Raw genomic sequence first — 21,193 nt, forward strand, 5'->3', positions numbered from 1 at the left:
GTTGACAAACGTTTACTTTCCGCTTCGCATTAACTGCCCGTAAAAGCATGATTAATGTTTCACTTTATTTGCTGTAATCCACTCTTGTACAGTTGTATACTCTTTGCTATATTGCTTTAGCTTATGGCGAATTTGCCATGCTTTTCCGACTAAAGTGACGCGATTTGGTAAAATATAAACTTTCATTTCTATCACGCTCCTTTCAATGTGGTAAAATGTATGAGGAAAGAATAGGAAATAGAACAGGGAGATGAAGTAGTATGAGTAATCTTGCAGAGAGAACAGTAAAAACTGAGCCAATTTTTGATGGTAGAGTTATAAAAGTTCGTGTTGATGATGTAGTATTACCAAATGGAGCAATGAGTAAACGTGAAATTGTAAATCACCCTGGTGCAGTTGCTATTATTGCTATTACTGATGAGGGGAAAATTGTGCTTGTTGAGCAGTATCGTAAAGCACTTGAAAAGGCGATTATAGAAATTCCGGCTGGCAAGTTAGAACCTGGTGAAAAACCTGAGGTAACAGCAGTTCGTGAATTAGAAGAGGAAACAGGATATGTATGTGAAAATATGGAGCTCATTACTTCTTTCTATACATCTCCAGGATTCGCAGATGAAATTTTATATGTATATAAAGCGACAGGTTTGACAAGAAAAGAAAATAAAGCTGAGTTAGATGAAGATGAGTTTGTGGAATTAATGGAAGTATCGTTAGAAGAAGCGATTACTCTTATGAAAGATCTTCGTATTCATGATGCGAAGACGATGTTTGCAGTACAATATTTACAACTACAAAAATAAACACTCGCCAAAGGCGAGTGTTTTTTAATTGATTTTTGCATATACACGTGCATCACGTAAGCTACCATCTGGTGCTAGGAAATCATTTTCCATTGTCCCTTCTAGAATGAATTCTAGACGTTCTGCTAAGCTACATGCATTTATATTTGTTGCATCAGTACGAATTTCAATTCTTCTAGCGCCTAGTTTATCAAAGGCGAACTGAATTGCACCTTTAACAGCTTCGGTCATATAGCCTTGTTTTGTATAGGCACTATGTAGCCAGAAGTGAAGTGAAAACTTTGGAATATCCCAGTTTTCAGGCTTTAGTGTAATTGCTCCGATGAATGTACCAGATACTTTATCGTATAAGTGAAAATCAAGTGTTTCACGAAGTAAAAACTGTCCGTGAGCTTCGCGAACAATTTCTTCAGCACTCTCTTCTGTTTCAGCGTTAATTGGTATCCACGGTACTAAGTCTTCTAGAGAAGCTTGAATTGCTTCATATACTTCTGCACCATCACCTGGAAATGGTTTACGAACTTGCAAGCGTTCAGTTTGAAATAATGTTGGAAAATCTAATAATAATGGTTTCAAGAGAAATCCCTCCTATTCTCTACTTTTTAGTTTAGCAAAGTAGAGCGGAATTTCAATGTTAATTCGTCATACTTTTTTTTTTCTTTCATACATTTTTAATAAGAGTGTGAACGGAGGGAAGAAAAATGTGGCGAAAAAATTGGCAAGACCGTGTAATGTCTCACATACAGGAAAACTCTTCATTATATATATTTAACGCTGTTTTATTATTGATGGGAGTAATATTCGGAGCCATTCTTGTGAATAGTTTACAAATCAATCAAAAACAAGATTTATCATTTTATTTACAACGTTTTTTTGGACAAGTCTCTAAAGGAGAATTTGCCATTGCGGGCGAAATGTTTCGAGAAAGTTACTTTTCGCAATTAAAATACATCGGATTTATTTGGATTTTAGGAATTTCAATTATTGGATTACCACTTATTTTTATTTTATTATTTGTAAAAGGAGTTGTCGTTGGATTTACAGTTGGTTTTTTAGTAAGTCAGCATGGATGGAATGGACTATTATTAGCATTTGTATCTGTTTTGCCACAAAATTTAATTATCATTCCAGTCTTTCTCGTTATGACAACCATTGCTGCAAGTTTTTCTTTACGGATGATTAGGCATCAATTTATTAGAAAAATAACCGAGCCACTATTACCATTATTAATCCGTTATACATGCTTCTTTCTCGTAATTGGAGTGGTGTTAGCACTTGCTTCTAGTGTGGAGGCTTACGCATCACCAGTTTTAATGAAAGAAGTCGTTGAGGCTATTAATAAAAAATAAATACTTTTTGAGAATAATTATCAATTTGTTTTTATTGTTTTTTCTTTTGACAGAAGCCCTTCTTCTGATATAATGGTGTAAGAGTGGCGAGGAGGGAGTAGTACCGAATGGAAGAAAGAATTGAACGAATTAAGAAGCAATTACATGCAGCGAGCTACAAATTAACACCGCAACGTGAAGCAACAGTTCGTGTGCTGCTAGAAAATGAAGAAGATCATTTAAGCGCAGAAGATGTTTACCTCCTTGTAAAAGAAAAGTCGCCAGAGATCGGATTAGCAACCGTCTATCGAACTTTAGAACTATTATCTGAGTTAAAAGTTGTCGATAAGATTAACTTCGGAGACGGTGTTTCACGCTATGACTTACGCCAAGAAGGTGCGCAGCGTTTCCACCATCATTTGATTTGTACACAATGTGGTGCTGTACAAGAAATACAAGAAGATTTACTTGGTGAAGTGGAAAGGAAAGTAGAACGAGACTGGAGCTTTAAGGTGAAAGATCATCGTTTAACATTCCATGGGATTTGTAAAAATTGTCAAGAAAATGAAACGGATGAAAAATAACCTTTTCCTATTTATCTAGGAAGAGGTTTTTTATTTGAATAAGGTATAAATTGGTGAAAGCTTGGCATATGTTGTAATAACTTATATTTTGGAGGAATTTACAATGCGCCGAGCTTTAAAATTAACTTTTGATGGAATAAAAGTATTTTTATTATTTACAAGTTGTACGATTTTGTTTTATTTCGCTATACTATGGATAAATGAAGAATATGAAAGCTATCATCGTTATGAAAAACCTAAAGAAGAGACTGTAGAAAAAGTATCAGGGAATGAAGAACCGGCAAAGGATGCTTTCGTAAATAGAATGATGTTTTTCTATGAAAATGGGGAGTAGTGTAGAGTGGAAGATCAATTAAAAGATTTTATTCATTATATGGTTGTCGAAAAAGGATTAGCAAAGAATACAGTAGTATCTTATGAACGGGATTTAAAAAGCTACGTAAAGTATTTGCAAAATGTGGAACAGACGAAAACTTTTCATGAAGTGACCCGTTTACACATTGTTAACTTTTTGCAGTATTTAAAAGAGAACGGAAAATCTTCGAAAACATTGGCGCGTCATATCGCATCAATTCGTTCGTTCCACCAATTTTTACTTCGTGAACGAGCGGTAGAACACGATCCATCCGTACATATTGAAACGCCACAAGGGGAACGGAAATTACCAAAGGTATTATCAGTTGATGAAGTAGAGGCGTTACTTCAAACACCAAAAATGACAAGTGCTTTTGGTATTCGTGATAAGGCGATGCTAGAGTTACTGTATGCGACAGGACTTCGTGTTTCAGAATTGATTGCACTCAATTTAGAAGATGTACATTTAACGATGGGATTTGTTCGTTGCATAGGGAAAGGGAATAAAGAAAGAATTATTCCACTAGGAAGTTTAGCAACGGAAGCAATTCAAAAGTATATTGAAAAAGGAAGAAGAGAATTAATGGGGAAAAAAGTAGTAGATGCACTCTTTTTAAACCATCATGGTAATCGATTATCAAGACAAGGATTTTGGAAAATATTAAAACGATTAGCGAAAGAGGCAAATATTGAAAAAGAACTTACACCTCATACGTTGCGTCACTCGTTTGCTACGCACTTATTAGAAAATGGAGCAGATTTACGTGCTGTACAAGAAATGCTTGGACATGCAGATATTTCAACTACGCAAATCTATACGCACGTTTCAAAAACTAGATTAAAAGATGTATATAAACAGTTTCATCCGAGAGCATAGTTACTATGCTCTTTTTTTCATAGATTAAGAGGGGAAGACCGTTTCACAGAAACTTCACAAACATTTCGTATATTGTTTTCAGCAGAAGACTGGAATATTACAATGTATTTCCTCTATACTAAATAAAGTATAAAGGAGGAAATGATGATGAAAAAACTGATTATAACTTTATTTATCGCGATGCTAGCGTTGGCTGGCTGTAATACAAACAAAGAAGAACCGAAAAAAGAACAGAAACTTGAAGCTGTAAAAGTAGCAGTCCAAACAAATCCGAAAGAAATTAAACCAGGTGAAAAAACAGAAGTACAAGCACTTGTTACACAAGGGAAAGAAAAAGTAACGGATGCCGATGATGTAAAGTTTGAAATTTGGAAAGATGGCGACGAAAAGCACGAGATGTTAGATGGTAAGCATAAAGGAAAAGGTGTTTATGCAGTAGAGAAAACATTCGAAACGGATGGAGTATACCATATTATTGCTCACACAAATGCACGTGAAATGCACGTTATGCCAGAAGTGAAAGTTGCTGTAGGAAATGCGAAAGTAGAAGATGCGAAAAAAGAAAATAGTGATCACAGTGCAGGACATGGAGATCATAAAAGTGACACAATGATCCATCTTATGGCTGGAGACATAAAGGCAAATGCTGAATCTACAATGAAAGTTCATTTAAAGCAAAAAGAAGAAGCATTAACTGGTGCTGAAGTACAACTAGAGATTTGGAAAGATGGTGTTGAAAAACACGAATTTATTCCAGCGAAAGAAGGGAATAAAGGAGAGTATGAAACGAAACATACTTTCAAAGAGAACGGTGCTTACAAAGTGAAAGTACATGTAAGAAAAGGCGAATTGCATGAACATAAAGAAGAAACAATAGAAGTAAAATAAAAAGTAGCTCTTTAGAGCTACTTTTTATTTTTAATATGAAGAAATAAATCATAAAAAAATTAGCACTTCGTTGCAGAATGGATTACAATAGAAGTGTGAAGAAAATGAGAAATTCTACGAAAATGTATTAAAAAGAAAGCGTAAACATGTTATGATATCAGTATCAGATGTCTGACATCTGACTTAGAAAAAACTAGAAATGTTTTTGAATCGTTTCAAGTAAACGAAATAGGTTAGAAAATGATTTAAAGAAGTACTGTTTGACAATGAGAATTCTTTTGGATAACAGTTTCACTTTATAGCGTTTTGAACATACTACAAGAAGTAGAACTGAACTTATAGGAGGTCGCAGTTATGAATAAATATAAACGTATATTCCTAGTCGTAATGGACTCTGTGGGAATCGGTGAAGCACCAGATGCTGAGCAATTTGGTGATCTAGGATCTGACACAATTGGTCACATTGCTGAACATATGAATGGGTTACAAATGCCTAACATGGTGAAATTAGGTCTTGGTAACATTCGAGAAATGAAAGGTATCTCTAAAGTAGAGAAACCACTTGGATATTACACAAAAATGCAAGAGAAATCTACTGGTAAAGATACAATGACAGGTCACTGGGAAATCATGGGCCTTTACATTGATACACCATTCCAAGTGTTCCCAGAAGGATTCCCGAAAGAATTACTTGATGAATTAGAAGAAAAAACAGGCCGTAAAATTATCGGTAATAAGCCAGCTTCTGGAACTGAGATTCTTGATGAACTTGGTCAAGAGCAAATGGAAACAGGCTCTTTAATCGTTTATACTTCTGCTGATAGCGTATTGCAAATTGCAGCACACGAAGAAGTAGTGCCACTTGATGAGTTATATAAAATCTGTAAAATTGCACGTGAATTAACATTAGATGAGAAATACATGGTAGGTCGTGTTATTGCTCGTCCATTCGTTGGTGAACCTGGAAACTTTACACGTACACCAAATCGTCATGACTATGCATTAAAACCATTCGGCCGTACAGTAATGAACGAATTAAAAGATAGTGACTACGATGTAATTGCTATTGGTAAAATCTCTGATATTTATGATGGTGAAGGGGTAACTGAATCACTTCGTACGAAGTCTAACATGGATGGAATGGATAAGCTTGTAGATACATTAAATATGGACTTTACAGGTCTTAGCTTCTTAAACTTAGTTGACTTTGATGCATTATTCGGCCACCGCCGTGATCCACAAGGATACGGAGAAGCTCTGCAAGAATATGATGCACGTCTTCCAGAAGTATTCGCAAAACTAAAAGAAGATGATCTATTATTAATTACAGCAGACCACGGTAATGATCCAATTCACCCTGGTACTGACCATACACGTGAATATGTACCATTATTAGCATATAGCCCAAGCATGAAAGAAGGCGGACAAGAGTTACCACTTCGTCAAACATTTGCTGATATTGGTGCAACAGTAGCAGAAAACTTCGGTGTGAAAATGCCAGAATACGGAACAAGCTTCTTAAACGAGCTAAAGAAATAGGGGGATAAACAAATGAATCGTGAACTTATTACAAAATCAGCTTCATACTTAAAAGAGAAATTTCAAGAGACACCACAAGTAGGACTAATCCTTGGATCAGGACTAGGTGTATTAGCAGACGAAATTGAGAATGCAGTAACAGTACCTTACAGTGAAATCCCTGAATTCCCAGTATCAACTGTAGAAGGCCATGCAGGTCAACTAGTATTTGGTACACTTCAAGGTGTAACAGTAGTAGCAATGCAAGGACGTTTCCACTTCTATGAAGGATACGACATGCAAAAAGTAACATTCCCAGTTCGTGTTATGAAAGAACTAGGTGTAGAAACAGTAGTTGTAACAAACGCAGCTGGTGGTGTAAATACATCATTTGAGCCAGGCGATCTTATGTTAATTTCAGACCACATTAACTTCATGGGTACGAATCCATTAATCGGACCGAATGATTCTGAAATGGGCGTACGTTTCCCTGATATGTCTACATCATATACAGTAGAACTTCGCGAAATGGCGAAACAAGTTGCAGCAGACTTAAATATTAAAGTACAAGAAGGTGTATACGTAGGAATGACAGGTCCTGTATATGAAACACCTGCTGAAATTCGTATGCTTCGTACACTTGGCGGAGATGCAGTTGGTATGTCAACAGTACCTGAAGTAATTGTAGCGCGTCACGCTGGTATGAAAGTATTAGGTATTTCTTGTATTTCAAATATGGCAGCTGGTATTTTAGATCAACCACTTCACCACGATGAAGTAATTGAAACGACAGAACGTGTTAAAGCTAACTTCTTAGCATTAGTAAAAGCAATCGTAAAACAAATGAAGGGGTGACTTCACAATGAGAATGGTGGACCTAATTGCAAAAAAACGTGACGGACATGCATTAACGACAGAAGAAATTAACTTTATTGTTGAAGGATATACGAATGGTGATATTCCTGATTATCAAGTAAGTTCACTTGCAATGGCAATTTTCTTCCAAGATATGAACGATCAAGAGCGTGCTGATTTAACGATGGCAATGGTAAATAGCGGTGATACAATCGACTTATCGGCTATTGAAGGTGTAAAAGTAGATAAGCATTCAACAGGTGGTGTTGGTGATACAACGACACTTGTATTAGGTCCATTAGTAGCTGCTTTAGATGTACCAGTAGCGAAAATGTCTGGACGCGGTTTAGGACATACTGGTGGTACAATTGATAAATTAGAAGCAGTTCCAGGATTCCATGTGGAGATTGAAAACGATGAATTCATGCGTCTTGTAAATGAAAACAAAATCGCTGTTATCGGCCAAAGTGGTAACTTAACACCTGCTGATAAAAAGCTATATGCACTTCGTGATGTAACAGCAACAGTAAACTCAATTCCGCTTATTGCAAGTTCGATTATGAGTAAAAAAATTGCTGCTGGTGCAGATGCAATTGTTCTTGATGTAAAAACTGGAGCAGGTGCATTTATGAAAACGGATGAAGATGCAAAACGTTTAGCAGAAGCAATGGTACGTATCGGTAATAACGTTGGTCGTAATACGATGGCAGTTATTTCTGATATGAGTCAACCACTCGGTGAAGCTATCGGTAACGCATTAGAAGTTCAAGAAGCAATTGATACATTACAAGGTAAAGGGCCGAAAGATTTAGAAGAGCTATGTTTAACACTTGGAAGTCAAATGGTGTACCTTGCTGGACAAGCTTCATCTTTAGAAGATGCACGTGAAAAGCTAATTGAAGTAATGAACAACGGAAAAGCGCTAGAATCATTTAAAACGTTCTTATCAGCGCAAGGCGGTGACGCATCTGTTGTTGATGACCCTTCTAAATTGCCACAAGCACAATTTAAAATTGAAGTGGAAGCGAAAGAAGACGGATATGTATCAGAAATCGTTGCAGACGAAATCGGAACAGCAGCAATGCTTTTAGGAGCAGGACGTGCAACGAAAGAGTCTGAAATTGATTTAGCAGTTGGTCTAATGCTGCGCAAAAAAGTAGGCGATAGCGTGAAGCAAGGTGAATCTCTCGTTACAATTTACGCAAACCGCGAAAATGTTGAAGATGTAAAAGCGAAAATTTATGAGAACATGAAGATCTCTAAAGAACACGTAGATGCACCAACTTTAGTACACGGTATCGTAACGAAGTAATAAAAAAAGCTGAGGAGATTTCTCCTTGGCTTTTTTTACTATTTTTTGTTTATAATAATAATGGGTGAAATTATGATTAGAATTTGTGCAGTAACAAAAACAGATGAAGTATTATATGATGTTTCTCTAGAAGAAACAAAGAAAGACCATATTGTATGGTATTGGCTAGATTTATATAAGCCAACGAAAGAAGAGTATACATATATTCTGCAAGACCATTTTAAGTTCCATCCCCTTGCAATTGAAGACTGTCTAGAATACGTACAGAGGCCAAAAGTTGATTTTTATGATGGATATAACTTTTTAGTTCTTCACGCGTTTGGAGAAGATGGGCTAGAACCACATGAAATTGATTTGTTTGTTAGTGATCGCTATATTGTTTCTTTCCATTTTTCTCATAATAATGCAATTGAAAGAGTATGGAAAACACTTGGTGAGAAGAGGCGGATTAAGAAAGGACCTTTACATGTAGCACATACGATCACTGATCAAATTGTAGATGATTATTTCGCACCTGTATATTACATTGAAGATCATTTAAATGCGATTGATGATAATTTAACAGGTGAGACAGCAGGAGCCGTACTAGAAGAAGTATTTGATATTAGGGCAGATTTATCTAAGTTAAGACGTACAATTATTCCAATGCGTGATTTATTGTATCGTATTTTGAATTCCACTCGTTTTTACGGTATAAGTGATCATGAGATTTATTTTAAAGATATACATGATCATTTACTTAAACTTACGGAAATGATTGAGGCAAGTCGAGAGTTAACGGCGGATATTCGGGATAGTTATTTTTCATTAAACTCACATCATATGAATAACATTATGAAAACATTAACTGTATTCTCGACTATTTTCATGCCATTAACATTTATTGCGGGAGTATATGGAATGAACTTTACGCATATGCCAGAGCTTGGTGGACAATATAGTTATTTTATTTGTCTTCTTCTAATGGCATTAATTGGCGGCGGAATGATGGCCTGGTTTTATAAAAAAGGATGGTTTAAGTAAAAAAACACCGAGGATTTCCTCGGTGTTTTTTTTAACCAATAGCATGTAATACAAACATAGCTAAGAATAAGCATGTAATGATATACATAGATGGTGCGACTTCTTTACGCTTTCCAAGAGCAACTTTTAAGATAGGGTAAGCAATAAATCCGAACGCAATGCCATCAGCGATACTATATGTGAGCGGGATCATGACGATAATTAAGAACGCTGGAAATCCTTCTGAAAAATCGTTCAGAGGAATTTGCTGAATGCTTGTAATCATCAGGCCGCCAATAATAATTAAGATTGGTGCAATGGCACTATCAGGAATTAGTTTGACAAACGGAAGTGCAAACAATGATGCAAAGAATAACAACCCCGTAACGATAGACGTCAGACCTGTCTTTCCGCCTGCAGTAATACCTGCGGCACTCTCTACTGTTGATACGGTAGGGCTTGTGCCAAATAGACCACATGTCATTGCTGAAATTGCATTGGCTTGGTAAGCACGTGGGAATTTACGGTCATCTTCTAATAAACCGTGCAGAAGTCCCATGTTCTCAAAAATAAGCACCATGCTTAAGGAGAATGTTGCAATCCAAAACGGTAAGGAAGAAAGTTTGCCAAATGACATAGCTCCAAACACATCGCCGTAATTAGCGAATGAGAATGAACTATTTCCGATTTGACTTGTATCAACAAGGCCAAATAGCCATGCAATACCAGTTCCTATTGCAATCGTCCATAAAAAGTTTCCACGTACGTTACGAATAAATAGTACAAGTGCAACGATAAGAGTAAGCACGGTCGCAAGAACGACAGGGTTACTTAATTTACCCATTGCAACAGCAGTATTTGGGTTCGAAACGACTAAGCCACCTTTTTGCAATCCGATAAACGCTAAAAATAATCCGATGCCGACAGTAATTGCTTCCTTTAATGACTTTGGAATTGATACTGATAGCACGCGAGCGATTGGTGTAAAAGCGGCAATTGCAAAAATAATACCAGAGATAAAGACAGCAGCCAATGCTTCTTGCCAAGTTAGTCCAAGCGTATGCACAGCTGTGTACGTGAAGAATGCATTTACACCCATACCAGGGACAAGAATAGCAGGTGCATTTGCCCAAAATGCCATGAGTAGACATCCGACAAATGAACTGAAAACAGTTGCTAAAATTCCAGCTTCAAGAGGAATGCCAGCATCGGATAAAATTGATGCATTTACAATCATAATATATACGATCGTGAAAAATGACGTAACTCCAGCTAAAACTTCTTGTTTTGGTGATGTTTCGTGTAAACCTAATTTAAATGTTCTTTCAAGTATTCCTTTCATGTTAAACCTTCTTTTTCATATCCCTCTCCCACCCGTGATATCTCTTTCGTAAGAGCTCACCGTCCTTTATTATATCAGAACATCATGTTTTTACAACAAGGAAAATGATAACGTTTACTTATAAATGAAATTATTTATAAATACGTAAAAATTGCCCGTATTGTTGAAATAATTTCTAACTCTCCCGATTGAATGGGTGGAGCTGCTTGCGCATGTAAAGTAGCATAAGACGTAACCTCCCTTGGTAATTGGGCAGATTCTTCAACGAATGAGAGGGGAACGGGATTAATATTTAAATTATATGTACTCGCAATAGCACGAGCTTTTTCTACTGCCTGGTGCAGAGCTTGAATGAGAGCTTGCTCATAATATTTATTTGGATGAGATACTCGGAAACGTAAACCTTTTGCTACATTTGCTCCATTTGAAACGGCTATATCATATACTTCCCCAGCTTTTTGTACATTTAAAACGGTAATTTCATACAAATGCTCTACACGGTATCCTTGCAGCAATGCTTTATCATTTACATATTCGTATTGAGGAGTAATTGTATAAGAAATCGTCTCTATATCTTTATCGGCAATACCAAGCTGTTTAAGTGCATCCAGCAATTGTTTGGATTGCACTGCATTTTCTTCTTGAGCCTGTTTTACATTTTTATCATCTGTTCGAATGCCGAGTGTTAATATAACAACATTCGGTTTTGCTTTTACAACACCTTCTCCTTGTACAGTAATAGTAGCTTCTTTACCAGTATTAGCAGTGCGTACGTTGTGTAAATAAGGATTCATTCCACCCTGCATTTTCCATCACCATCCTTTTTATATGTATATGTGTGAACAAAAAAGAAATTTATATGAAAAAAGTTACATAAATGAGAATGTTGAGGAAAGAAAGCATATACAACATAGGTATTTATAGATTATAATATGTGTAAATATGATAAAAAAGGGACGAGGCTATTGAACGAAAAAAGAGAAACGCTGATTTTAGATTTATCTGCATCATTTCGAAAAATGATACGTTTATTACAAAATGATATTAATACACGTTTTGCAGAACATATGCCATATAATGAATTTTCTGTATTACGTGCGTTATTTTTAAACAGTCCACAGATGGCTTCGCAAATTGCGAGTGAAGTAAACGTAACCTCCAGTCATATTACAGCTGTTACAGATCGTCTCGTACGAAAAGGATTAGTAGAAAGAAAACGTTCTAATTCAGATCGTCGAATCGTGTACTTAGAAATTACAGAGCACGGAAGAGAAGTAACTGAAAAACTTGAAGCTGTGCGTAAAGAATATTATAAAGAGAGATTTAAAGGTTGGAGCGACCAAGAAATAGAAATGGTCTTAGAACTATTTGGCCGCGTATTATAATAAATGAGGATAGGAAGCGAAAGCACTCCTATCCTTTTTCTTTTGAATAAAAATATTTTGAAACTCCGATACTTTAATTAAAAGATCGGAGGAAAGATTATGAAATATATTGCTGCACTTACCATTTTATTTGGTAGTTTTTTCTGTTTTCAAACATTCACGTACGCAGATACGCCTATCCAAGTGGTGCGAAAAGAAGTGAAGTACATCGAAAACGATAATACAGTCTTATATTCAAAATTATGGGTTCGTTCTATGCAAAACGCAGTATTATTCCACCATAGCGATAATATTCGTAATCGGGACACATTACGTAATGTAACAAGTTCATCGCTTGTTAAAGCGAAGCAACTATCTTTTCAGAAAGCAGCACTTTATATACCGAGACTATCGCAATACGTATCAAAAATAGGGAAAGAAAACATTCAAGTGTACTACATTGCGATTCACTATAATGTGAAAAAAGAAAATGCATATCAATTAGATGGCATGAACTATTTTCTACAAGTATTCGTAAAAGAGCGTGGGGAATGGAAAATTGCCGAAAGTGTAGTTGCACCGACAGAGCAAATTGTGCAAAATGGTGATGGATTTGGGATGAAAGAAGAGATGGTGTATGGGGATAGGAGAGAGAACGTGAAATAACCTCCTTTTAAAGGAGGTTATTTCACACGCCAAGAAAATTTAAATTTTAATAAGCGAGATAATAGTAGGTAGACTATCGTACTGGTCCCTATAAAACCAATATAATAATTTAAGATAGAACGACTTCCGCCCGCTGCCATTCCTCCAAACATTCCAATAAAGATTACACAACATATCATACATAGTGTTTTAAGCTTCGGGTATAATAGAAAGTTTCCGTTTTGTTCATTAGGTGATCTTGTATATAAGTACATTCCTAAAGGGAATAGAATAAGTATATTTGCAATTGGACCGGTAAGTTTTGTTGCTGAAGGAATATACGTAAAATTAGGTTCATCATGACGTACGCCTTGTTGATCAGTATAAGCACGTTGAGGATCGTAATTAAAATTAATATTGAATCCACGAACGGGCGCTAAAATACTCATTTTTTCTATTACTGAACCGTAACGATCTACATTTTCCTCCGTATAGACGGTATGATTGGAAGTAAGTCCAACCGTATGAATAGAAATAGCTCCGGCAATTAGAGTCGGCAAAATAAAAGGGAATCCAAGTATAGCAACACTGAAGAATCCTTGTGAAATCATATTACCAGCAATTGTTCCTATGCATAATGCAAGTGTATAGATAGCAATTAAGATGATAACCATGTACAAGAAGTAAGTATGAAATGGTGAAAATATTTGATACTTATTATGAAAGGTTGTCTTTTTCATAATAGCAAAAAGTCCCCAATTTAGTATAACGATAGCTACAATATTACACACACCAAAAAGCCATTTCGTTATGAAGAGATGTTTTCGTTTAAATGGCATAGACCATAAAATGTCACTGGATTGATTTTGACGTTCCCATCCAATAAGAATGCAGGCTAATATAATAAGGAGTCCTCCTTGAACCATGATAGCATCGGGAAGTGAAAGTTGATAATAGTATCGGTATATATATTTCCATTCATTATGTTCATGAAAATATTTTAATTGCTCGGCAGCTGCTAAATAGTATTTATATGATAGTACATAAAAACTTACTAACCAAAATAGCCAAACAATATATTTACTTTGTTTGTAGGTATGCACCCATAATGCTTTTTGAAACATAGGATCTCTCCTTTAAAAAACTTTATAGTTTGTAAGACGTGATAATATAAAATAAGTGACGATTCCAAATAAAAAGAATCCAACATAGTAACTAAATAATAAATCGAAACGTTTTAACATTTGCCCACCTATTAATGCAAAATAAAAGGTAGTACCCCATATCCAAATTGAGTTGTATTTTGGAAAAAGGAAAATTTTCTTATTATGTTCATTAGGTGATCGTGCATAAAGAAACATACCAATTAGTAAGCTGGAAATAGTATAGAAGATAGGAACAAGTATTACTTTTGCAGAGTAGTAACTATGAAAAGTGGGTCCCCTTTGTATTACTTTTCCATGATCTTCATCTGATTGGGCAGTAGGGTGGTAATTATAACTAATTGAAAAGTCTAATATAGCGCTTGAAATGTTGGTTTTTCTATTGAATTCATAAACGTTTTCGAAATTCGTATAACTTTTATTCCCCTGTATCGCCTCAGCGTGAGCTGTAAAGAAAAGGAGTAAGAGTGAAAATATTCCCATTCCCATGATGCAAAAAGTAATGCTAAAGATGCTTTGTGAAATAATACTGCCAGTAAATGTACCGATACATAAAGAGACAGTATAGATCGCTATATATGTGAAAATTGCATACAAGAAATATCGATGAAACGGTTCGAAAGATTGATATTCAAAGTGAATCGTAGATTTATAAATAAAATACATAAGACCCCAATTGATTAGAAATGATAGTACAATGAAAAATCCACCGAAAACCCACTTCGATAAGAACATATCACGTCTTTTAAATGGAAATGTCATAAGTGAATCTCCATTTTGATTACTTCGCTCCCAGCCAATTAATATACAGGATAGGATAATTGTAATAATACTTAACCAAAAGCTATTAGAAGAATAAAAAGAATAATAATAGTAGAACTTTTCTTCACCTATTTTTTCTGGATGGAGAAAGAGAGACTGTTGAGTTTCTGCTGCTTGATAGTATTCGAAAGATAAAAAATAAAGTGAACTGAAGAGAAAAAGTAACGCAGCATATTTCCCACGCTTCCAATTCCACATCCACAACGCCTTATGAAACATACCCATCCTCCTCCAGTGTCGTAACGAAGACATCTTCAAGTGACATTGTTAATTCTTCAATGAGCAGTGGTTGTTCTTTATAAAACTTCTCGAGTGTTGTAGCCACATTTCCTTCAATTAAGATTGTATATACTTTTCCTGTTTGATTTAATATTTTAATATTGCTTAAGTTTTCTAGTTTTTGAGGTAATGAACGCTCGTAAGCTACTTGTATTTTTGCAAATTGTGATTTTGCATCGTCTAGTGACGTAATAGATGCTACAGTATGTTCTTTTAACATAATGATTGTATCTGCAATTTGTTCCACTTCATCTAAATGATGGGTAGAGATGAAAATGGTAATTTCTTTTGCTGCAACTTCTCCAACGAGAAACTGTAAAATCTGTCTTTTAACGATAGGATCAAGTCCGTTTGTTGGTTCATCTAAAATAATATATTCTGCCTGTGCAGCAACAGCTAAAATGATAGCAAGCAGTGCCTTCATTCCTTTTGAATAACTACGAATTCGTTTGTTTGGTAAGTTGAAACGTTCTAGTAGTTCGTAGAAATATGGTTCATCAAATGCGGTATAAACTGCTTTATAAAACTTCACGATTTCTTTTACTGTATAACCGTTCAGTATGTTAGTAGAATCCGGGACATATACGATTTTTTGTTTCGTTTCAGGATTCTTATGAATGTCGATATCCTCATATGTAACAGTTCCCTCATCTGGGTCTAAAATGCCGACTATCGTTCGTAATAAAGTTGTTTTTCCCGCACCATTTCTTCCAAGTAATCCGACGATACTACCTTTTTGTAATGTGAAAGAAACATCGTCTAAAATTGTTTGATTATCAATTGTTTTCTTCAAGCTTGTCACTTTCAACATCCGTATTCCCTCCAATCTCTTTATAGTATGAATCTATCCAATCATGAATTTTATCTTTCGTAATACCAAGATAAGAGGCTTCTAATAGTAATTGATGAAATTGCTTTTCAACCATAGCGATTTTCCTTTCGTCTAATGTTGGGGTAATCGATTGGGATACAAATGTTCCTTTTCCTCGTAACGTTTCAATAATTCCTTGTCGCTCTAACTCTTGATACGCTTTACTCACTGTATTTGGATTTATAACGAGTAAAGAAGCGAGTTCGCGTACAGAAGGAAGTTTATCACTTGGAGCCAACATGCTTTTCAATACGAGTTCTTTTATATTTTGAACAATTTGTTCCCATATCGGAGTGTTGCTTCTTGGGTCAAGTTGAATATGCAAGAGCAATGTCTCCTTCCTCATATGTATTAAGTGTACTACTATGTGTAATACACTTAATACAATATAGGGGACGAATGTATTTGTCAACTGAAAATAATAGAAAAAATTGGTATTAAAAAAAGGAGAATTGGAAAAAATAGGTCTGATATAGAATGGAGGGTTAGTCATGAAGCGAGTTTTTGGAATACTTGTTTGTTTCATGTTATTGCTTTCTGGAACTTCAGTGAGTTTTGCGCAATCTGAAAAAACGAAGCAGGAGAAAACAGAAGAAACAACGCCGAAGTTAGCGGAACAAGCGTCGTCAGCAATCGTAATTGAGCAAGATACAGGTAAAGTTTTATTTGATAAAAACCCAAATGAAAAATTACCACCTGCTAGTATGACAAAGATTATGACAATGCTTTTAATTATGGAACAAGTTGAAAAAGGAAAACTAAAACTGACCGATAAAGTTAGAGCGAGTGAACATGCAGCTTCAATGGGTGGATCGCAAATCTTTTTAGAACCTGGGGAAGAGATGACTGTAAATGAGATGTTAAAGGGTATTGCAATTGCATCTGGAAATGACGCATCTGTTGCAGTAGCCGAGCACATCGCAGGTTCAGAAGAAGGATTTGTAAATATGATGAACAAAAAGGCGAAAGATTTAGGGCTGAAAAATACACATTTTCAAAACCCAACAGGTCTTCCGGCCAAAGACCATTATTCGACAGCAAATGATATGGCTATAATGGCGAGAGAATTGATGAAGTATCCACTTATTCGTAAATACACAGGTAAGTACGAAGATTATTTACGTGAAGATACGGATAAAAAGTTTTGGCTCGTTAATACGAATAAACTAGTACGTTTTTATCCTGGCGTAGATGGAGTAAAAACAGGTTTTACGACAGAAGCGAAATATTGTTTAACAGCATCGGCTGAAAAAAATGGTATGCGTGTCATTTCAGTTGTCATGGGAGCACCAACATCAAAAGAACGGAACAACCAAGTGACAAAGCTTCTTGACTATGCATTTGGACAATATATGACAAAGAAATTGTATACGCGCGGCGAAAAAATTAAGACAGTTCAAGTAGGAAAAGGGAAAAAAGAAAAAGTAGATTTAGTTGCATCAGATAATGTTTCTCTTCTTATGAAGAAGGGCGAGAATATGGACAAGGTAAAACAAGAAGTAATTGCTGAAAAGAAAGTAAAAGCACCGATTAAAAAAGGTGACGCGCTTGGTACACTTGTTATTAAAAAAGATAAAGATGTTTTATTAAAACAAACAATTGTAGCAAAAGAAGATGTTGCTGCAGCGAGCTGGTGGGAGTTATTTAAAAGAAGTTTTGGGATGTTTTCAACATCAAAATAGCGGCAAATATTTTGCCGCTTTTCTATTCGTATGTAAGTGAATAATGCTGAAAGGTTTCACTTTATGACGAAATAGTTCTTCTTTTGTCAGCAGGAAGGATTCTTATTTTGTATCACGAAAATCTTTATGTATGTGAATAAGTAAAGTTTGAGCATAAGGAGGAAATCGTGTGAGTCTTTCCATGCAATTAGAAGTAAAACGTGACGTCCTATGTGTGAGACTAGAGGGTGAATTAGATCATCATACGGCTGAAGAGTTGCGAACGAAAGTAACAGATATGATTGAGACACATGGTGTTCATCATATTGTTTTGAGCCTAGAGAACTTATCGTTTATGGATAGTTCTGGTCTAGGTGTTATATTAGGCCGATATAAACACGTAAAGGGATTAGGTGGAGAAATGGTTGTTTGTGCAATTTCACCGCCTGTTAAGCGTTTATTTGAAATGTCGGGCTTATTCAAAATCGTTCGCTTAGAAGAAAGTGAAGCGCACGCGCTCGCGACGTTGGGGGTGGCATAGATGAGAAATGAAATGAACCTTCAATTTTCAGCATTAAGTCAAAATGAATCATTCGCTCGCGTTACAGTGGCGGCTTTCATTGCACAACTAGATCCAACGATGGAAGAATTAACGGAGATTAAAACAGTTGTGTCAGAAGCGGTTACAAATGCAATTATTCATGGATACGAAGGAAATGCAGAAGGTATTGTTTATATTTCTGTAATTTTGGAAGAAGCAATGGTGAAACTCACGATTCGAGATGAAGGGATTGGAATCTTTAACTTAGATGAAGCGAGACAACCCCTTTTTACAACTAAACCTGAATTAGAGCGTTCCGGAATGGGATTTACTATCATGGAAAATTTTATGGATGAAGTAGAAGTTATTTCAAACGAATCTTTCGGGACAACAATCCATTTGACAAAATACTTATCAAATAGTAACGCTCTATGCAATTAAGGAGAATAGCCTATGGACATAGAGGTCAAAAATGAGAAGAAGAAACCTCAGTTAAAGGACCACGAGCTAAAAGCGTTAATTCAAAAAAGTCAAGATGGAGATCAACAAGCGAGAGATACAATCGTTCAAAGTAATATGCGCCTCGTTTGGTCGGTTGTACAGCGGTTTCTTAATCGAGGATACGAACCAGACGACCTATTTCAAATTGGATGTATTGGGCTCTTGAAATCGGTAGATAAATTTGATTTATCTTTCGACGTGAAATTTTCAACATATGCAGTTCCAATGATTATTGGTGAAATACAACGTTTCTTACGCGATGATGGATCAGTGAAAGTTAGTAGGTCTTTAAAAGAAACAGGAAACAAAATTAGAAAGATGAGAGATGAGCTTTCGAAAGAATTCGGAAGGGCTCCAACGATTAATGAAGTGGCAGAGGCACTAGAACTAACGCCAGAGGAAGTTGTTCTAGCACAAGAAGCGAGCCGGGCCCCTTCATCTATACATGAAACTGTATATGAAAACGATGGAGATCCAATCACTATTTTAGATCAAATTGCAGATCAATCTGAAACGAAATGGTTCGATAAAATTGCTTTAAAAGAAGCGATTAGAGAACTAGATGAACGAGAGCGCTTAATTGTATACTTGCGTTACTATAAAGATCAAACACAGTCAGAAGTAGCCGAGCGCATAGGCATTTCGCAAGTACAAGTTTCAAGACTTGAAAAGAAAATATTAAAACAGATGAAAGATCGAATAGACGAATAATTGTCTATTCGATTTTTTTATGCCGTTAATAGGAGAGAGATGTTAATTTTCACAAAAATTAACAGAATTTATTGATAATTTAGTCAATTTAAAATATAATCCAAGTATGAACTTGTCATAAAGGGGGAAGGAAACATGGAAACGAGGCAACAATGGGGAACGAGAGCTGGATTTATTTTCGCAGCGGTCGGATCTGCCGTTGGATTAGGAAACATATGGCGTTTTCCTTATACAGCGTATGAAAATGGAGGAGGAGCGTTCTTTTTACCGTATTTATTTGCATTATTAACGACTGGTATTTCATTGTTAGCGTTTGAGTTTGCCCTTGGTCATCGTCATCGTGGCTCAGCACCACTTACATTTTTCCGTATTAGCCCGCGTGCAGAATTTATTGGATGGTGGCAAATGTGCGTAACATTTATTGTTTCAACATATTATGCAGTGATTATTGCTTGGTCTATATCGTATACATACTTTGCAATTACTGGAGCATGGGGAAAAGACACGCAATCATTTTTATTTAAAGAGTACTTACATGTTGCAGATAAGCCAGGACAATTTGGAGGACTTGTACCAGAAGTATTAATTCCGTTAGCTCTCGTTTGGATTATTGTGCTTGGCGTTGCATTTAAAGGAGTTAAAAAAGGAATCGAAGTTGTTAACCGTATATTTATTCCTTTATTAGTTGTTATGTTCCTTATTATCGTTGTTCGTGCAGTGACGATGGAAGGTGCTATGCAAGGACTAGATGCATTCTTTAAACCAGATTGGAGTCGTATTTTTGATGGGAAAGTATGGCTTGCTGCTTACGGTCAAATATTCTTTAGTTTATCTTTAGCATTTGGAATTATGATTACGTATTCTAGTTATTTACCGAAAAACTCGGATACAACAAATAATGCCTTTATTACTGGATTTGCAAACTCAGGATTTGAATTATTAGCAGGTATTGGGGTCTTTGCAGCTCTTGGATTTATGGCAAATAATATGGGAGTACCGGTTGATAAAGTAGCAAGTGCTGGCGTTGGGCTTGCGTTCGTAGTATTTCCCCAAATTATTAATGAATTGCCGATGTCACCGTTGTTTGGTGTTTTATTTTTCTTATCGTTAACGGTTGCTGGAATTACATCACTTATTTCACTCGCGGAAGTATGCTTTGCCGCTGTATCTGAAAAATTCAGTTTAAGTCGGGAAAAAACTATTGGAATTATGGGAACCCTTCTCGTGTTAGTTTCTCTTGTTTTTGCAACACGTGGTGGACTTATGTTTTTAGATGTTGTCGACTATTTCGCTAATAATTTCGGATTAATTACAATTGCACTTGCGGAAGTAGTTACGATAGGGCTCATTTTACGCCGTTTACCAGTTTATCAAAATCATGCAAACTTTGTATCTGATATTAAATTAGGAACGTTTTGGAGAGTGAGTTTACTCGTTATTACTCCGCTTATGTTAGGGTATATGCTAATTGATGGTACAATCCAAAATATTAAAAAGAACTACGGAGATTATCCGACTGAGTTTGTTGTAACGTATGGTTGGTCGATAGCAGCAGCATTCCTCATAGTTGCAATAATCATTGGCCTGAAAAAATGGGATGCACAAATTCATTCGGATTCTGCCAAGCTTGAAAAAGAATGGAAAGATCGAGGTGTTTCATAATGAGTGGATCAGCGATTATGATGATGGTTATTGGAATAGTAGTCATTTGGGGAGGGCTTGCATTAAGTATTGTAAACTTATTTAAGAAAAAGGCATAAGTAAAAAACATCTGT

Annotated in this window: 26 protein-coding genes; 18 read left to right on the forward strand and 8 right to left on the reverse strand. The window is 35.9% G+C overall.

The genetic code is table 11. The annotated features are described in order from the left end of the window. Window positions 1-51 precede the first annotated feature (51 nt). Entirely contained in the window at window positions 52-186 is a 135-nt protein-coding gene (mciZ, locus tag MR107_RS17990) for a Z-ring formation inhibitor MciZ (RefSeq protein ID WP_000870302.1), read from the reverse strand. A 74-nt stretch (window positions 187-260) separates the two neighbouring features. Here mciZ and MR107_RS17995 point away from each other — a divergent pair, with 74 nt between their 5' ends. Then, a complete protein-coding gene (locus MR107_RS17995; RefSeq protein ID WP_000067042.1) occupies window positions 261-800 on the forward strand; it encodes an NUDIX hydrolase in 540 nt (179 codons plus the stop codon). A gap of 24 nt (window positions 801-824) precedes the next feature. Here the strand turns inward: MR107_RS17995 and MR107_RS18000 are convergent, their stop codons facing one another. Continuing rightward, complete coding sequence (locus MR107_RS18000) at window positions 825-1,376, reverse strand: GNAT family N-acetyltransferase (protein WP_000803479.1); 552 nt, start codon at window positions 1,374-1,376, stop codon at window positions 825-827. Between the two features lie 155 nt (window positions 1,377-1,531). Between MR107_RS18000 and spoIIM the strand changes: the two genes are divergently transcribed. From spoIIM to corA, 9 genes are all read left to right on the forward strand, one after another. Beyond that, the gene (spoIIM, locus tag MR107_RS18005; RefSeq protein ID WP_013142149.1) at window positions 1,532-2,149 is read left to right on the forward strand and encodes a stage II sporulation protein M; all 618 of its coding nucleotides are present in this window, start codon (window positions 1,532-1,534) and stop codon (window positions 2,147-2,149) included. 107 nt (window positions 2,150-2,256) lie between these two features. Continuing rightward, a complete protein-coding gene (fur, locus tag MR107_RS18010) occupies window positions 2,257-2,712 on the forward strand; it encodes a ferric iron uptake transcriptional regulator (RefSeq protein ID WP_000392657.1) in 456 nt (151 codons plus the stop codon). 103 nt (window positions 2,713-2,815) lie between these two features. Beyond that, window positions 2,816-3,046 carry a YqzK family protein gene (locus MR107_RS18015; protein ID WP_001250432.1) on the forward strand — a complete coding sequence of 77 codons (231 nt, stop codon included), beginning with the start codon at window positions 2,816-2,818 and terminating at the stop codon, window positions 3,044-3,046. Window positions 3,047-3,052: 6 nt separating this feature from the next. Continuing rightward, window positions 3,053-3,943, forward strand: a complete 891-nt coding sequence (gene xerD, locus MR107_RS18020; RefSeq protein WP_000390088.1) for a site-specific tyrosine recombinase XerD — start codon at window positions 3,053-3,055, stop codon at window positions 3,941-3,943. A gap of 147 nt (window positions 3,944-4,090) precedes the next feature. Continuing rightward, window positions 4,091-4,831, forward strand: a complete 741-nt coding sequence (locus MR107_RS18025; protein ID WP_000733456.1) for a FixH family protein — start codon at window positions 4,091-4,093, stop codon at window positions 4,829-4,831. A 354-nt stretch (window positions 4,832-5,185) separates the two neighbouring features. Further along, window positions 5,186-6,370 (forward strand): phosphopentomutase, encoded by a 1,185-nt coding sequence (deoB, locus tag MR107_RS18030; RefSeq protein WP_001046079.1) that lies wholly within the window; start codon window positions 5,186-5,188, stop codon window positions 6,368-6,370. A gap of 12 nt (window positions 6,371-6,382) precedes the next feature. Then, the gene (locus tag MR107_RS18035) at window positions 6,383-7,204 is read left to right on the forward strand and encodes a purine-nucleoside phosphorylase (protein WP_001078446.1); all 822 of its coding nucleotides are present in this window, start codon (window positions 6,383-6,385) and stop codon (window positions 7,202-7,204) included. Between the two features lie 7 nt (window positions 7,205-7,211). Beyond that, window positions 7,212-8,516 (forward strand): pyrimidine-nucleoside phosphorylase, encoded by a 1,305-nt coding sequence (locus MR107_RS18040; protein ID WP_001243069.1) that lies wholly within the window; start codon window positions 7,212-7,214, stop codon window positions 8,514-8,516. 60 nt (window positions 8,517-8,576) lie between these two features. Beyond that, window positions 8,577-9,539, forward strand: a complete 963-nt coding sequence (gene corA, locus MR107_RS18045; protein ID WP_002026281.1) for a magnesium/cobalt transporter CorA — start codon at window positions 8,577-8,579, stop codon at window positions 9,537-9,539. A gap of 31 nt (window positions 9,540-9,570) precedes the next feature. Here the strand turns inward: corA and MR107_RS18050 are convergent, their stop codons facing one another. Together MR107_RS18050 and MR107_RS18055 are read right to left on the reverse strand one after the other, a co-directional pair. Next, entirely contained in the window at window positions 9,571-10,860 is a 1,290-nt protein-coding gene (locus tag MR107_RS18050; protein WP_000676248.1) for an NCS2 family permease, read from the reverse strand. A 134-nt stretch (window positions 10,861-10,994) separates the two neighbouring features. Next, window positions 10,995-11,666 carry an SIMPL domain-containing protein gene (locus MR107_RS18055; RefSeq protein WP_001161449.1) on the reverse strand — a complete coding sequence of 224 codons (672 nt, stop codon included), beginning with the start codon at window positions 11,664-11,666 and terminating at the stop codon, window positions 10,995-10,997. A 159-nt stretch (window positions 11,667-11,825) separates the two neighbouring features. On the opposite strand from MR107_RS18055, the gene MR107_RS18060 reads away from it, so the two are divergent. Further along, window positions 11,826-12,245 carry a MarR family winged helix-turn-helix transcriptional regulator gene (locus MR107_RS18060; RefSeq protein ID WP_001003307.1) on the forward strand — a complete coding sequence of 140 codons (420 nt, stop codon included), beginning with the start codon at window positions 11,826-11,828 and terminating at the stop codon, window positions 12,243-12,245. Window positions 12,246-12,344: 99 nt separating this feature from the next. Continuing rightward, complete coding sequence (locus tag MR107_RS18065; RefSeq protein WP_000873787.1) at window positions 12,345-12,890, forward strand: hypothetical protein; 546 nt, start codon at window positions 12,345-12,347, stop codon at window positions 12,888-12,890. 17 nt (window positions 12,891-12,907) lie between these two features. On the opposite strand, the gene MR107_RS18070 is transcribed toward MR107_RS18065, so the two are convergent. Genes MR107_RS18070 through MR107_RS18085 form a run of 4 tightly spaced genes read right to left on the reverse strand, consistent with a single transcriptional unit; the run spans window position 12,908 to window position 16,329 of the window. Further along, window positions 12,908-13,993 carry an ABC-2 transporter permease gene (locus MR107_RS18070; RefSeq protein WP_017657070.1) on the reverse strand — a complete coding sequence of 362 codons (1,086 nt, stop codon included), beginning with the start codon at window positions 13,991-13,993 and terminating at the stop codon, window positions 12,908-12,910. Between the two features lie 12 nt (window positions 13,994-14,005). Then, window positions 14,006-15,073, reverse strand: a complete 1,068-nt coding sequence (locus MR107_RS18075; protein ID WP_134266068.1) for an ABC transporter permease — start codon at window positions 15,071-15,073, stop codon at window positions 14,006-14,008. Continuing rightward, complete coding sequence (locus MR107_RS18080) at window positions 15,063-15,944, reverse strand: ABC transporter ATP-binding protein (protein ID WP_242292577.1); 882 nt, start codon at window positions 15,942-15,944, stop codon at window positions 15,063-15,065. Before MR107_RS18080 ends, MR107_RS18075 begins: the two co-directional genes overlap by 11 nt. Next, entirely contained in the window at window positions 15,910-16,329 is a 420-nt protein-coding gene (locus MR107_RS18085; RefSeq protein WP_000548044.1) for a GntR family transcriptional regulator, read from the reverse strand. Before MR107_RS18085 ends, MR107_RS18080 begins: the two co-directional genes overlap by 35 nt. A gap of 166 nt (window positions 16,330-16,495) precedes the next feature. Here MR107_RS18085 and dacF point away from each other — a divergent pair, with 166 nt between their 5' ends. From dacF to MR107_RS18115, 6 genes are all read left to right on the forward strand, one after another. After that, the gene (dacF, locus tag MR107_RS18090; protein WP_000831998.1) at window positions 16,496-17,686 is read left to right on the forward strand and encodes a serine-type D-Ala-D-Ala carboxypeptidase DacF; all 1,191 of its coding nucleotides are present in this window, start codon (window positions 16,496-16,498) and stop codon (window positions 17,684-17,686) included. 169 nt (window positions 17,687-17,855) lie between these two features. Further along, window positions 17,856-18,206, forward strand: coding sequence for an anti-sigma F factor antagonist (gene spoIIAA, locus MR107_RS18095; protein ID WP_000059135.1), 351 nt, complete (start codon window positions 17,856-17,858; stop codon window positions 18,204-18,206). Continuing rightward, window positions 18,207-18,647: an anti-sigma F factor gene (gene spoIIAB, locus MR107_RS18100; protein WP_001243398.1), complete on the forward strand. Its 441-nt coding sequence runs from the start codon at window positions 18,207-18,209 to the stop codon at window positions 18,645-18,647. Window positions 18,648-18,659: 12 nt separating this feature from the next. Beyond that, window positions 18,660-19,418, forward strand: coding sequence for an RNA polymerase sporulation sigma factor SigF (gene sigF / locus MR107_RS18105; RefSeq protein ID WP_000350729.1), 759 nt, complete (start codon window positions 18,660-18,662; stop codon window positions 19,416-19,418). Window positions 19,419-19,553: 135 nt separating this feature from the next. Further along, window positions 19,554-21,080 carry a sodium-dependent transporter gene (locus MR107_RS18110; protein WP_000450088.1) on the forward strand — a complete coding sequence of 509 codons (1,527 nt, stop codon included), beginning with the start codon at window positions 19,554-19,556 and terminating at the stop codon, window positions 21,078-21,080. Further along, window positions 21,080-21,178, forward strand: coding sequence for a methionine/alanine import family NSS transporter small subunit (locus MR107_RS18115; protein WP_000016828.1), 99 nt, complete (start codon window positions 21,080-21,082; stop codon window positions 21,176-21,178). Before MR107_RS18110 ends, MR107_RS18115 begins: the two co-directional genes overlap by 1 nt. The last annotated feature ends 15 nt before the right edge of the window (window positions 21,179-21,193 follow it).

Source organism: Bacillus cereus group sp. BfR-BA-01441 (assembly GCF_022663075.1).
In the GTDB taxonomy this organism is placed as follows: domain Bacteria; phylum Bacillota; class Bacilli; order Bacillales; family Bacillaceae_G; genus Bacillus_A; species Bacillus_A cereus.